11 protein-coding genes are annotated in these 13,179 nt (G+C 63.0%); 10 read left to right on the top strand and 1 reads right to left on the bottom strand.

Annotated elements, in window-relative coordinates:
- The first annotated feature begins 34 nt into the window (after positions 1-34).
- The 5 genes from lpxD to lpxB are packed head-to-tail and all read left to right on the top strand — an operon-like array spanning position 35 to position 4,436.
- The gene (gene lpxD, locus XB14_RS09695; protein WP_077961374.1) at positions 35-1,102 is read left to right on the top strand and encodes a UDP-3-O-(3-hydroxymyristoyl)glucosamine N-acyltransferase; all 1,068 of its coding nucleotides are present in this window, start codon (positions 35-37) and stop codon (positions 1,100-1,102) included.
- Positions 1,095-1,559: a 3-hydroxyacyl-ACP dehydratase FabZ gene (gene fabZ / locus XB14_RS09690; protein ID WP_034796695.1), complete on the top strand. Its 465-nt coding sequence runs from the start codon at positions 1,095-1,097 to the stop codon at positions 1,557-1,559. Before lpxD ends, fabZ begins: the two co-directional genes overlap by 8 nt.
- Positions 1,556-2,371, top strand: coding sequence for an acyl-ACP--UDP-N-acetylglucosamine O-acyltransferase (gene lpxA, locus XB14_RS09685; RefSeq protein ID WP_077961373.1), 816 nt, complete (start codon positions 1,556-1,558; stop codon positions 2,369-2,371). Before fabZ ends, lpxA begins: the two co-directional genes overlap by 4 nt.
- A gap of 5 nt (positions 2,372-2,376) precedes the next feature.
- Positions 2,377-3,264: an LpxI family protein gene (locus XB14_RS09680; protein WP_077961372.1), complete on the top strand. Its 888-nt coding sequence runs from the start codon at positions 2,377-2,379 to the stop codon at positions 3,262-3,264.
- A complete protein-coding gene (gene lpxB, locus XB14_RS09675) occupies positions 3,261-4,436 on the top strand; it encodes a lipid-A-disaccharide synthase (RefSeq protein WP_077961371.1) in 1,176 nt (391 codons plus the stop codon). Before XB14_RS09680 ends, lpxB begins: the two co-directional genes overlap by 4 nt.
- Positions 4,437-4,657: 221 nt before the next feature.
- Here the strand turns inward: lpxB and gltA are convergent, their stop codons facing one another.
- On the bottom strand, positions 4,658-5,947 hold the full coding sequence (gene gltA, locus XB14_RS09670) for a citrate synthase (RefSeq protein WP_057255779.1): 1,290 nt from the start codon (positions 5,945-5,947) through the stop codon (positions 4,658-4,660).
- A gap of 315 nt (positions 5,948-6,262) precedes the next feature.
- Here gltA and XB14_RS09665 point away from each other — a divergent pair, with 315 nt between their 5' ends.
- The 5 genes from XB14_RS09665 to XB14_RS09645 all read left to right on the top strand — a co-directional run bounded on the left by XB14_RS09665 (position 6,263) and on the right by XB14_RS09645 (position 12,987).
- A complete protein-coding gene (locus XB14_RS09665) occupies positions 6,263-8,737 on the top strand; it encodes a ComEC/Rec2 family competence protein (protein WP_077961370.1) in 2,475 nt (824 codons plus the stop codon).
- Between the two features lie 183 nt (positions 8,738-8,920).
- Positions 8,921-10,018 carry a tonB-system energizer ExbB gene (exbB, locus tag XB14_RS09660; RefSeq protein WP_077961369.1) on the top strand — a complete coding sequence of 366 codons (1,098 nt, stop codon included), beginning with the start codon at positions 8,921-8,923 and terminating at the stop codon, positions 10,016-10,018.
- Between the two features lie 3 nt (positions 10,019-10,021).
- Positions 10,022-10,447 (top strand): TonB system transport protein ExbD, encoded by a 426-nt coding sequence (exbD, locus tag XB14_RS09655; protein WP_077961368.1) that lies wholly within the window; start codon positions 10,022-10,024, stop codon positions 10,445-10,447.
- Positions 10,448-10,659: 212 nt separating this feature from the next.
- Positions 10,660-11,325: a protein-L-isoaspartate O-methyltransferase family protein gene (locus XB14_RS09650; RefSeq protein ID WP_077961367.1), complete on the top strand. Its 666-nt coding sequence runs from the start codon at positions 10,660-10,662 to the stop codon at positions 11,323-11,325.
- A 288-nt stretch (positions 11,326-11,613) separates the two neighbouring features.
- The gene (locus tag XB14_RS09645; protein ID WP_077961366.1) at positions 11,614-12,987 is read left to right on the top strand and encodes a TolC family outer membrane protein; all 1,374 of its coding nucleotides are present in this window, start codon (positions 11,614-11,616) and stop codon (positions 12,985-12,987) included.
- Positions 12,988-13,179 lie beyond the last annotated feature (192 nt).

Here is a 13,179-nt window from a genome sequence, read left to right as displayed (position 1 = left end):
CAGAACTGCCAGAGAAGATCGTTCTGGAGTGTCCATGGAACAGAACTGGTTTTTTCCGCCCCATGATGGGATCCGCCTGGGTGACCTGGCGGATCAAATTGGGGCGGAGTTGGTGGATGTCGCGGTCGCAGACCGCGCCGTTCGTTCCGTAGCGCCGGTCTATCGGGCAAAGCCCGGTGACGTCTGCTACATGTTGTCTCGCAAGAGCCGCGCCGAACTCGAAACGTGCGAGGCGTCGGCGATCATCTGCGACAAGGCGATTGCGTCGCTCGTTCCTTCCCATATACCCGTCCTTCTGACGGCCCGCCCGCATACGGCCTTTGCGCTTGCCGGCACGCTGTTGCACGAGATTGCGATGCGTCCGGCACGCAATACGAGCCTGCGCGGCATCGCGCCCGGCGCTTTCGTGGACCCGACGGCGCGGCTTGAAGACGATGTCGAGGTCGAGCCGATGGCTGTCGTTGGCGCCGGCGCAGAGATCGGCCGCGGCACGCGGATCGCGGCGGGCGCTATCATCGGTCCGGGCGTGCGCATCGGTCGTGACTGCACGATTGCCGCAGGCGCGAGCGTGCTCTGTGCGCTCGTCGGCAACAGCGTCATCATTCACCCCGGTGCTCGGATCGGACAGGACGGCTTTGGCTATGCACCGGGTCCGAAGGGCGGGATGATCAAGATCGTCCAGGTCGGGCGCGTGATCATCCAGGATCACGTCGAGATCGGCGCGAATACGACGATTGACCGTGGCACGATGGATGACACGGTGATCGGTGAGGGCACCAAGATCGACAATCTCGTTCAAGTCGGTCACAACGTGCGCATCGGTCGCTATTGCGGCATCGTCAGCGGGGTCGGCATCGCCGGTAGCACGAAGATCGGCGATGGCGTCATGATCGGCGGCGGCAGCGGCGTCAATGGCCACATTACCGTCGGCGACGGCGTCCAGATCGCCGCCATGAGCGGCGTGGCGGCCGATGTTCCCGCCGGCGAACGTTATGGCGGTATTCCTGCGCGCCCGATGCGTGATTTCCTGCGCGACGTTGCGGAAATGGCCATGCGGGCAGAGGAAAGACAGAAAAAGAAGAAGGGCGGCGCGAATGAGTGAAGCAGCAACGGTTCTCGGTACGGCGGATATTCAGGAAATCCTGAAACTGCTTCCCCATCGCTACCCATTTCTGCTCGTCGATCGCATCATCGAGATCGACGGTGACAATTCGGCGATCGGCATCAAGAACGTCTCGGCGAACGAGCCGCATTTCACCGGCCACTTCCCCGAGCAGCCGATCATGCCTGGCGTCCTGCTCGTCGAGGGCATGGCGCAGACGGCCGGCGCGATCTGCGCCCGCAAGGTCGGAACGGGCACGAACCTGGTCTATTTCATGACCATCGACAATGCGCGTTTCCGCAAGCCGGTCGTGCCCGGCGATCGCGTCGAATTCCATGTCGTCAAGCAGAAGCAGCGCGGCAATATCTGGAAATTTCACTGTGATGCAAAAGTTGACGGGCAACTTGTCGCAGAAGCTGATATCGGCGCGATGATAGTCAGCAAGGAAGACGCCTGAACATGATTGCAGCATCTGCGAAGGTCCACCCGTCCTCGATCGTCGAGAGCGGGGCTGTGATCGGCGAGAACGTCAAGATCGGCCCGTTTTGCTATATCGGGCCGAAAGTCGTTCTGGGCGACGATATCGAGCTTCTTAGCCATGTTGTGGTGTCCGGCCGGACGACCGTTGGCAAGGGAACAAAGATTTTTCCGAACGCCGCAATCGGTGGCGATTCCCAGAGCGTTCATCACAGCGCCGTCGATACCGAGCTGCTGATCGGCGCCAATTGCACGATCCGCGAAGGCGTGACGATGAACACGGGGACCGTCGAACATGGCGGCAAGACGGTCGTCGGCGACAACAACCTCTTTCTCGCCAATTCGCACGTGGCGCATGATTGCCAGCTCGGCAACAACATCATCCTGTCCAACAATGTGATGCTGGCCGGCCATGTCACGGTCGAGGACCGCGTCATTCTCGGCGGTGGCTGCGCGGTGCACCAGTTCACGCGCGTGGGCCGCCAGGCCTTTGTCGGCGGTCTGTCGGCTGTCAGCTACGATGTTATTCCCTATGGCATGCTCAACGGCAATCCCGGTCTGCTGAGCGGACTGAATGTTGTCGGCATGACCCGGGCCGGCATCGATCGTGCCACGATCCATGTGGTTCGCCGCGCCTACAAGCAGATTTTCGAAGGGCCGGAATCGATCCGCGCCAACGCCGCAGCGATTCGCGAAGACTATATTGATTGTGCGCCGGTCATCGAAATCCTCGATTTCATCGCCGCCGAAAGCGACCGGGCGCTGTCGTCGCCGCAGCGCGGCAAGGCCTGACCGTGATGTCTTCTGCTGCGAGCCGCGCAGCGACCGGCGGCCGGCTCGCAATCATCGCTGGTGGCGGCACTTTGCCCCACCACGTCGCCGAAGCGGTTCGTGCGCGCGGCGAAGATCCCTTTATCATTGCGCTCTCGCGGGAAGCGGAAGAAGCCGATTGGGTCGGCTTCGACCATTCGGTGCTGGGGATCGGCGATTTCGCCAATATCAGCCGCACGTTTCGTGACGAGGGGATTGATCGCGTCGTCTTGTCCGGCTGGGTTCGGCGCCGGCCGGAATGGCGTGATATCCGCCCGACGCTGCGCACCCTCGCAAAGATACCCTCTGTACTAAAGACATTGGTTTCGGGCGGCGACGATGCGGTCCTGCGCATGGCGATGCAACTGATCGAGGCAAGCGGTGCGCACGTCATCGGCGTGCACGAGGTGGTTCCCAATCTCCTGGCCGAACCGGGCCCCATCGGGACCGTAACCCCCGACGGCGACGACCGCCGCGATATAGAAGCGGGAATTGCTGCCGCCAATGCGCTCGGCGCGCTCGACGTGGGGCAGGGGGCGGTGGCGATCGGCGGACGTGTCGTGGCACTCGAGGGGGCCGAGGGCACGGATGCCATGCTGGAGCGCGTCGTCATGCTGAAGGCCGAGGGCCGAGTTTCCTCCCGTCGGCGCGGCGTTCTCGTCAAGCTTTGCAAGCCCGGACAGGATCTGCGGGCCGACCTCCCGTCGATCGGCCCGTCCACCATAGCCCTGGCCGAGCGCGCCGGTCTTGCCGGTGTTGCCGTCGAGGCCGGGCGTGCTCTGGTGCTGGAACGCGGCGAAGTGGTCGAGGTCGCCGATCGGGCGGGGCTGTTTGTCGTCGGGGTGGAGCGCGCGTCCAGAGGCATACGGCGATGAATGCGCCAAGCTACAAGCTTGCTGTGATCGCGGGCGAAGTTTCCGGCGATCTCCTCGGCGCCGACCTCGTCCGTGCGCTGCGGGCGCAAAGCCGCTCCGAGGTCGAACTGGTTGGCGTTGGCGGCGAGGCATTGGAGGCCGAAGGCCTTCGCTCGCTCTTCGACTATTCCGAATTGTCGATCATGGGCTTCACCCAGGTGCTGGCGCGCCTGCCGAAGCTGATCATGCGCATACGCCAGACGGCAAAGGCGATCATCGCGGCCCGGCCCGATGCGCTTCTGATCATCGACAGCCCGGATTTCACCCACCGCGTCGCGCGAAAAGTGCGCGCCGCGCTGCCGGATCTGCCTGTCATCAACTACGTCTGCCCAAGTGTCTGGGCCTGGAAGCCGGAGCGGGCGCCGCGCATGCGCGGCTATGTCGATCACGTGCTCGCGGTCTTGCCGTTCGAGCCGGAAGCAATGGAACGGCTGCAGGGCCCGCTGACCACCTATGTCGGCCATCGCCTTGCAAGCGATGCCAATGTGCTTGCCGTTCGCGCCAGCCGGCAGCAACGCCTCGTGGGCGCCAAGGACGGGCGTGTTTCGACGTGCCTTCTCCTGCCGGGCTCGCGCTCAAGCGAAGTTGGCCGCCTGCTGCCGATCTTCCGCGCGACGGTCGACGAACTCGCTGCCCGCCATCCGGGCATTCGTTTTCTGCTGCCGACCGTGCCGCGCCAGGAGAGACTGGTGCGGGAAATTACCGCGTCCTGGGCGATCCAACCGGAGATTTCCGTCGGTGCGGCCGACAAATGGGCGGCCTTCGACCGAGCCGACGCGGCGATCGCCGCTTCGGGCACGGTCATTCTGGAACTCGCTCTGGCCGGCGTGCCCGTCGTTTCGACCTATGCGCCTGACTTCCTGGTGAAGCTCCTGCACAAGCGTATCCGCATCTGGAGCGGAGCGCTGCCCAACCTGATCGCGGATTTCCCGATCGTCTCGGAATATTTCGGCGAGTCCATCCGTCCGGGCGCTCTGACGCGCTGGATGGAGCGGCTTTCGGGCGCAACGGCGCAGCGGGCCTCGATGCTCGACGGTTACGCACTGGTGCAGCAGCGCATGACGACCGATCAGCCGCCCGGCGAGATCGCCGCCAAGATCGTGCTTGGCTATCTCAACAAGAGCAATCGGTAAGCTTCGTCGATCCTTGGGCGAGCGCTATGCTCCTCAGTGCCTCGCTCGATGAGAACAAACCTTCGCGCACCGGGCATGCCGCGGCCGCGTTGCGCGATGTCGCCTCGGACAACCCGCTCGACCCGCTGGTGAACGACGTTCGAACGGAACTTCCCGTATCCAGAAAAATAAAAGCCCGGTCATCGCTGACCGGGCTTTGTCTTTCGGAGCTGGCCGTGATCTCAGCGCTTGGAGACCGGCACGTAGTCGCGCTGCGGAGCGCCGACATAGAGCTGGCGCGGGCGGCCGATGCGCTGTTCCGGATCTTCGATCATCTCGTTCCACTGCGCGATCCAGCCGACGGTGCGGGCGAGCGCGAAGAGCACGGTGAACATGGTGGTGGGGAAGCCGAGTGCCTTCAGCGTGATGCCCGAGTAGAAGTCGATGTTCGGGTAAAGCTTCTTCTCGATGAAGTACTCGTCGGTGAGCGCAATACGCTCCAGTTCCATCGCCACTTCGAGAAGCGGATCGTCCTTGTGACCGAGCTCGGCGAGCACTTCATGCGTGGTCTTCTGCATGATCTTGGCGCGCGGGTCGTAGTTCTTGTAGACGCGGTGACCGAAGCCCATCAGGCGGAACGGGTCATTCTTGTCCTTGGCGCGGGCGATGAATTCCGGGATGCGGTCGGCCGTGCCGATTTCGGCAAGCATGTTGAGCGCCGCTTCGTTGGCGCCGCCGTGGGCCGGGCCCCAGAGGCAGGCGATGCCGGCCGCGATGCAGGCGAACGGGTTGGCACCCGACGAGCCGGCGAGGCGAACGGTCGAAGTCGAAGCGTTCTGCTCGTGGTCGGCGTGCAGGATGAAGATACGGTCCATGGCGCGCGACAGAACCGGGTTGACGACATATTCTTCGCACGGAACGGCAAAGCACATGCGCAGGAAGTTCGAGGCGTAGTCGAGATCGTTCTTCGGGTAAACGAAGGGCTGGCCGATGTGGTACTTGTAGGCCATTGCCGCGATCGTCGGCATCTTGGCGATCATGCGCAGCGAAGCGACCATGCGCTGGTGCGGATCGGTGATGTCGGTCGAGTCGTGGTAGAACGCCGAGAGCGCGCCGACGCAGCCGCACATGACGGCCATCGGGTGGGCGTCGCGGCGGAAGCCGGTGAAGAAGCGCGACATCTGCTCATGCACCATGGTGTGGTGCGTGACGCGATAGTCGAAGTCGGCCTTCTGCGCCTTCGTCGGCAGTTCGCCGTAGAGCAGCAGGTAGCAGACTTCGAGGAAGTCGCCATGTTCTGCAAGCTGCTCAATCGGGTAGCCGCGGTGCAGGAGAACGCCTTCGTCGCCGTCGATATAGGTGATCTTGGATTCGCACGACGCCGTGGACGTGAAGCCCGGGTCGTAAGTGAACATCTTCGTCTGCTTGTAGAGCGAGCCGATGTCCACGACGTCGGGGCCGATGGACCCCGATCGCACCGGAAGATCCGCAGACTTTCCATCGAGTGTTACAACCGCGGTTTTTTCAGTCATCGGACCCTCCGTCTTATGGCAACGTGACATAGAGACATGCCACGACAATGAACGTTGCGAATTTGCTATATGATTTATTTTCGACTGCCAAGCTGTACGAAAGGCAAATTGTGCGATGCGAAAACGTGCATATGGCGACGCAATAATGGCATGTTACGGCAATAAGTCCAAAGAGATCAATAAGCTCGCCCGATGATGGTGCGGTACCATTCTATATAGGTTTGCCGCTTTTTTCGGCAGATACCGCCTCGGTTGCAGTTGCGTGACGTTGGTTGCATGATCGGCCGCGAACCAAGGGGCCAAAGTGCGGGCGCAATGAGCGAAACGGAAATGCGGCAAGCGTCGCTCGACGTCGAACGCGGCAGCTTCAGGCTGCCCGGATCCGATGCCGCCGCTGTCGCCGCGACCTTGGCCACAAGCGGGCGGCGTGCCCTGTTTCTCCGGCAGCCATGGCGGGAAATCGCGGCACGCGCGGCGCGCTTGCGGCCCGCTGTGCTCCAGCCGGCGTTCCTCGCGGCGATCGAAGAGGAGCGGGCATTCGGTCACGGTTTCGTGTTGATCCCCGTGTTCTTGATCTTCGGCGTGCTCGCCTGGCTGGCGCTGCCCTTCGACCTCCGGATTGCCAATCTTGCAGTGCTGCTTTGCATTTTCGGTATGGCAGCGCTGGCGTGCAGGGGGAGGCTCGTGCCCTTGAGGGGCCCGTTGATCGCCGTGACGCTGTTCATGACCGGCATGTTGCTGGTCGCGGTCGAGACGTGGCGCACCGACACGGTTGTTCTCGACGCACCTGTCACCACGAATGTGCGGGGCGTGGTGTTTTCCCGCGAGCAGGATGACCGCGGCCGATGGCGTTATGGGGTAGAGGTCGAGGAAACGAGCAGGCCAAAGCTGCGCCGCCAGCCGCTGAAGGTGACGCTGGTGACGCGGAACTCCGGGGATCCGTTCGCGCTCGGCGCCTCGATCGAGGGCAGGGCGCGCCTGTCTCCGCCGTCAGGCCCGGCGCTGCCCGGCCTGAACGACTTCGCCTTCGACAGCTATTTCAAGGGCGTCGGCGCCGTCGGATTTTTCTACGGCGCGCCCAGGCAATCCGAGAAGGCCGCGATCGAAGATCCCGACACGGCGGCTTCGCTGCTTCAGGCGGTGGAGACGAAGATGGCTGCAATGCGCGAGGCGGTCGGCGAGAGGATCCGCGCGGCGATCGGCGGCGATACCGGCGCGCTGGCCGCGGCGCTGGTCACCGCCGAGGAGCGGGCGATCAGCCGGGAAACGGTCGAGGTGCTGCGGCAGGCGGGGCTCGCCCATGTGCTGGCGATCTCCGGTCTGAACATGGCGCTGGCGGCCGGAACGTTCCTGATCGGCGCGCGCACGGCCCTCAGCATGGTTCCGAGGCTGGCGCATCGTGTGCCGATCAAGAAGATCGCCGCGGCCGGCGCGCTGCTGATGGTCTGCCTCTATATTCTCATCTCCGGCGGCGCCGTGTCGGCGCTTCGCGCCTGGATCATGATTTCGATCATGCTGGTCGCGGTGTTCTTCGATCGCATGTCGATCAGCCTGCGCAACGTTGCGCTTGCCGCAATCGTCATCGTGGTCCTCATGCCTTCGGCAGTGGCGGGGCCGGGCTTCCAGATGTCGTTCGCTGCGACCCTGGCGCTCGTTGCCGGCTACGGACGCTGGCGCGAGCGGCGTGCCACGCGCACGGAAGCGGCCGACCGCGGCGCGAAAGGGCGTCTTCTTGCCGGCGTCGCCGCTGGCATCCTCGTCACATCGCTCATCGGCGGCCTGGCGACATCGGTCTATTCGATCGCCTATTTCCATAGGCTGCCGGCCTACGGCTTGCTCGCGAACATTCTCACCATGCCGCTGATCAGCATCGTGATCATGCCATTCGGGCTGTTCGCCATGCTGTTGATGCCGTTCGGGCTCGAGCAACTGCCTTTGGCGGCGATGGCCTGGGGTCTCGACCGGATGCTCGACGTCGCCCGGTTCGTGACCTCGCTTGATGGTGAAGTCGTCACCGGCCGCATCGGGCCTATCGGCTTCGTGCTGATTGCTGTCGGCGGCGTCGTTCTCTGCGTGCTGCGCAGCTGGCTCGCGATCTGCGGCTTGGTGTTGATCTGTGCGGGTTTCCTCAGCCTGGCACTGGAAGATGGCAGCTTGCCCGACGTCGTGATCGCCGAGGACGGCCGGCTCGTCGGCCTGGTTGCGGATGGCGCTATCGCAACGAACCGGCCGCGCCCGCCGGACTTCGTCTTTTCACAATGGCAACGGGCGCTCGCCGTGGGAAAACACGCGCCGCCGACCACGCTTGCCCCCACGGCCGGCGATCTTTATCCGGCTATGGAACGGGCGGCCGGAAAAGCGCCGCCGATCGGCGAGGAAAAGGCCGCTGCGATCCGCGTGTATTTTTCATCGGCCGTCAACACAAGCACGGCAGGCAGTTTCATCTGCCGCGAAAAGCAGTGGTGCGCGGCGCGCAACAGCATTGGCTGGACGATCGTCACTCTCGAAAACCCGCGCCTCTTTCCTGTCTTGTGTGATCAGGCGGACCTGGTCGTGGTTGCCGCTCGGGTCGATGTCGCAGCCTGCCCGGCGCGCCGCGCTCGCATCGTGGACGCGCGGACGCTTCGCCGCACGGGCGCGATCGAAATTCGAGCGGAATGGCGGGAAGGGCAGGACACGCCTCCCATGCAGTTCCAACCAGCGTTCACAACGCTTGCCCGTCCCTGGGAGCGCCATCGCACCTATGAGTGGCGCAGCGGCACCTTTGTCGAAGATCAGCCTGCGCTCTGAAAACGCCCGTCCAGTTCCGGCAATGGAAGGTTGCGAAATTATTCTTGATTGATAAACTCCACAAATCCTTGTCATCCGGTTTCCCTTTGCGTAAAGAGCCCCGGAACGCGCAAGGGTAGCGGCGGACGACGGCAAGACCCTTCGCCCCGACATGACGATATCGACCAGTACGTGAGGAACGAGATGCCGAGACGAGCCCGACCGACGATCAATTTGCTGGGAGCCGCGATGTTGGTCCTGTCATCGGCCGCTTCCCCGACGGTCGCCTTTGCTCAGGCAACCACCGAGGGAACAACGACGGCGCCCGTGGTCAACGGCACGCAGGACAGCGCAACCGCGCCGGTAGCAACGGCGCCGTCCGCATCGGGGCAGGTCGAAAGCCAGCGCACGGTAGAAACCGTTCCGGTGAACGAGCCGGCCCCACAGGCGCAGCCACTGCAAGTCGCTCCGGCAACCTCGGGCAACGGGTCTCCCACGGCGGGTGCCGCGACCGCGGTGGAAAGCGCACCTGCGGCTGCCGAAGGCGGGGCAAGCCCGGTCTTGCCACACGACCTCTCGCCCATCGGCATGTTCATGGCCGCCGACGTCGTGGTAAAGAGCGTGATGATCGGCCTTGCGTTGGCCTCCGTCGCCACCTGGGCGATCTTCCTGGTCAAGTTTCTGGAGCTCCTGGGTGCCAAGGCGCGCCTCACGCGGGCGGTTCGCCTCCTGTCGGCCGCCAACGGCCTGTCGGACGTGAAGGCAGCCTTCGACGGAAAGTCGGGACCGGCGCCTCAGATGGTTGCTGCTGCGATCGACGAAATGGCCCGCTCGGAGGCGGTGATCGATCATGCGCCGGCAGGCGGCGTGAAGGAACGTGTTGCCTCCCTCTTGACCCGCATCGAAGTTCGCGCTGGCAAGCGCATGACGAGCGGCACCGGCATTCTCGCGTCGATCGGCTCGGTCGGCCCGTTCGTCGGCCTGTTCGGCACGGTCTGGGGGATCATGAATTCCTTCATCGGCATCAGCAAGGCGCAGACGACCAATCTGGCGATCGTGGCGCCCGGTATCGCCGAAGCGCTGCTGGCGACTGCCATTGGCCTGGTGGCGGCAATCCCCGCCGTCGTCATCTACAACTATTTTGCCCGGTCGGTTGGTGGCTACAAGGTGATTCTCGCCGATGCGGCTGCTGCCGTGGAGCGGCTGGTCAGTCGCGATCTCGACCATCGCCTGGCCCGCAAGGCGCAACCGCGCCGTCAGGACTTCGGTCATGCGGAGACAACCATCGCAAGGATCGGGTGACCCATGGCTGGAAAAATCAGCGACGGCGGCGGCGATCTCGACGAAAACAGCGAGATCAACGTCACACCCTTCATCGACGTCATGCTGGTGCTGCTGATCATCTTCATGGTGGCGGCACCGCTTGCGACCGTCGACATGAAGGTGGATCTGCCGCAATCGGCCGCCAGGCCCACGCCGCGCGATGACAAGCCGGTCTTCGTAACCTTGAAGGCCGACCTGGCACTTGCGATCGGCAATGAGGAAACGGCGCGCGAACGCTTTGCGGAAGAGCTGAAGCGCCTGACGGACGGCAATACCGAGACGCGCGTCCTCCTGAGGGCGGACAAGGCCGTGGATTATGGTGAGCTGATGACGGTGATGAACCTCATCCAGAATGCCGGCTACACCAAGATTGCCCTCGTCGGCCTGGAAGGCGCGCCGGGACGCTGATGCCGGGGCGGTAGCCGCGTTGTCCGCGGCTTCGCCGTTTGCCGTACAATTCCCTCCCGTTTTTCCGGCGCATTTTGCCGCTGTCGCTTGAAACCGGCCGGACGCCGTTTTATGAGCTTACCTCAAAGGCTTTCCGATGGGAGCCAGAAGACGATCGTGCGCGCTTGCTCGAAAGACGGGCGCCGCGCCTATCCGGACACGAGGGCACTACCATGAATTTCGAAGCAGCGCGCACCAAGATGGTGGACAACCAGATCCGGACGACCGATGTCACGTCCCATTCGGTCCTGTCCGCGTTCCTCACCGTGCCGCGCGAGGAGTTCGTGCCTGCCAAGATGAAGGAACTCGCCTATATCGATACCGATATCGCGCTCGACGTTGCCAATGGCAGCGCGCCGCGCTTCCTGATGGAGCCGTCGCCGCTCGCCAAGCTTCTCCAGTTGGCCGAAATCGCCAAGTCCGATGTCGTCCTGGAGATCGGCTGCGGCACCGGCTACGCGTCCGCACTGCTGTCGCAGGTTGCCGGTTCGGTCGTTGCGCTCGAAAGCGATGAAGGCCTCGCGGCCACCGCGACGGAAACGCTGTCCCGCCTCGGCTACGACAACATCGCCGTCGTGACCGGCGAACTCGAGAAGGGATATGCCGCCGAGGCGCCCTACGACGTCATCTTCGTTCACGGCTCGGTCGAAGTTCTGCCGACCGATCTTTTCGCGCAACTGCGCGATGGCGGACGGCTTGTCGTCGTTGAAGGATTTGGCAACGCTTCTCGCGCTAAACTCTATGTACACGAGCACGGAAAGACTTCCGAGCGACCCGATTTCAACACCGCGGTCAAGCCACTTCCCGGCTTCCGCCGTGCACAGGAATTTGTTTTTTGAGGTCCCTCTTATTGAGGGATATCAACAATTAAATGCGCTGCTAAAATAACAATGTTGCCAATTCGCAACGGGGTACTTGTTTCTTTTTGAAATGGCTGCGCAGAGTATGGCTCGCCAGTTGTCGGAATGCTGATTCCGGGTTTCAAAGAGTGCAGTGGTAGTGATTTGCTCACCAGTGGGCGGTGTGAGCGCTTCATCGCCGTGTCTAGTTGGGGTCGCTTTTTGCAAAAAGAGCGGCGCCGCGGAAATAGAGGGCAGGCTCTGCCGCCCCGATCGGAGAGAGAAGTAATGGTGTCGATTGTCCGCAAAGCGGCCCTCCTGGCCGCCGTTTCGACAAGTTTGCTGCTTGCCCCGCAGGCAGTGCTGGCCGAAACGATCTTCGGCGCAATGGCCAAAGCCTACGCAAACAACCCGGACCTGAACGCTGCGCGGGCCGGCCTTCGCGCCACGGACGAAAGCGTTCCGATCGCCAAGTCCGGATTTCGGCCCCAGGTCGCGGCTTTCGCTTCAGGAACGCTTTCCAACGTCGAAGCCGAAAAGACTCGCTCCCGAGACTTTCACCAGGGACAAGTTGGCGTCACCGTGAACCAGATGGTTTTTGACGGCTTCCAGACGTTGAACAATGTTCGCGCCGCTGAATCGAACGTGTTTTCGACCCGCGAATCGTTGCGCGCCAACGAGATCTCGATTCTGCTTTCGGCCGCGACGATCTATTCCAACATTGCGCGCGACCAGCAGCTCGTCTCGATCCGCAAGCAGAACATCGCCTTCCTTCAGGAGCAGGTGAACGCCGCGAAGGCTCGCCTCGACGTGGGTGAGGGCACCCGCACGGACGTGAGCCTCGCCGAAGCGTCGCTCGCCAACGCCCAGTCGCAGCTTATCGTCGCCGTCGCCCAGTTGAAGCAGAGCGAAGCGACCTATGTCCAGATCGTCGGCGACGTGCCGCGCGGCATCAAGCAGGCATCGCCTGCTTCCAAGAGCCTGCCGCGCACGCTCGATCAGGCGGTCGCGACCGGACTGCGGGAAAGCCCGATCATTCTCTCGGCGCAGTACGCCGTTGATTCGGCCGGCTATCAGGTCAAGTCGGCGGAAGGCTCGATGCTTCCCGGCGTGACCCTGCAGGGCCAGGTCGGCCGCACCACCGGCAATACCGGCACCGACGGTCTCGACAGCAACAGTGCAAGCATTACGGCGCGCCTCGAAGTGCCGATCTACCAGGGTGGCCGCGAATACGGCCAGATCCGCCAGGCCAAGGAACGTCTGGGGCAGCAGCGCATTCTGGTCGATTCCGCTCGTGCTGCGGTGGAGCAGACCATCGTTTCCGCCTATGCCCAGCTCGAAGCCGCGATTGCGCGCATCTCGGCGAACAAGGCACAGATTTCGGCCGCCAAGCTGGCATTGGACGGCGTTATCGAAGAGCGCAAGGTCGGCCAGCGCACGACCCTCGACGTGCTCGATTCGCAGCAGGACGTGCTTCAGGCGCAAGAACTCCTGGCGCTCGCGCAGCGCGATGCGGTCGTTGCCAGCTACTCGCTGCTTGCCGCTTCAGCGCGTCTGACGGTGAGGGATCAGGGACTGCAGGTTGCCGAGTACCGTGCCGAAGAGCACTACGAAGCCGTCAAGGACAAGTGGTTCGGTTTGCGCACTGTTGATGGTCGCTAAGAGCGGCCTCTCGTCTTTCCATAAATTTCAGCAGCGCCCCGATTCCCCCGGGGCGTTTCTATTTTTTCCCCTGAAAACAAATCTGTGCAAGAATCTGAGTGGCTGATTCGTGGCGTTTGTTTCGGCTGCGAACTCACTTAAGGTTTGTCGTAAATCGGCGCATGTTCGCTTTTGGCACATGTCGACCGCGTC

The sequence above is a fragment of the Ensifer adhaerens genome (assembly GCF_002007205.1).
Classification (GTDB): Bacteria; Pseudomonadota; Alphaproteobacteria; order Rhizobiales; family Rhizobiaceae; genus Ensifer; species Ensifer adhaerens_D.
This window is presented reverse-complemented; position numbering and strand designations above follow the sequence as displayed.

Excerpts from the sequence above, each read along its gene's own strand:
- exbD (WP_077961368.1), top strand. The coding sequence starts at position 10,022 with ATGGCTGGAAAAATCAGCGACGGCGGCGGCGATCTCGACGAAAACAGC.
- XB14_RS09680 (WP_077961372.1), top strand. The coding sequence starts at position 2,377 with ATGTCTTCTGCTGCGAGCCGCGCAGCGACCGGCGGCCGGCTCGCAATC.
- fabZ (WP_034796695.1), top strand. The coding sequence starts at position 1,095 with ATGAGTGAAGCAGCAACGGTTCTCGGTACGGCGGATATTCAGGAAATC.
- lpxD (WP_077961374.1), top strand. The coding sequence starts at position 35 with ATGGAACAGAACTGGTTTTTTCCGCCCCATGATGGGATCCGCCTGGGT.
- XB14_RS09665 (WP_077961370.1), top strand. The coding sequence starts at position 6,263 with ATGAGCGAAACGGAAATGCGGCAAGCGTCGCTCGACGTCGAACGCGGC.
- XB14_RS09645 (WP_077961366.1), top strand. The coding sequence starts at position 11,614 with ATGGTGTCGATTGTCCGCAAAGCGGCCCTCCTGGCCGCCGTTTCGACA.
- exbB (WP_077961369.1), top strand. The coding sequence starts at position 8,921 with ATGCCGAGACGAGCCCGACCGACGATCAATTTGCTGGGAGCCGCGATG.
- XB14_RS09650 (WP_077961367.1), top strand. The coding sequence starts at position 10,660 with ATGAATTTCGAAGCAGCGCGCACCAAGATGGTGGACAACCAGATCCGG.
- gltA (WP_057255779.1), bottom strand. The coding sequence starts at position 5,947 with ATGACTGAAAAAACCGCGGTTGTAACACTCGATGGAAAGTCTGCGGAT.
- lpxB (WP_077961371.1), top strand. The coding sequence starts at position 3,261 with ATGAATGCGCCAAGCTACAAGCTTGCTGTGATCGCGGGCGAAGTTTCC.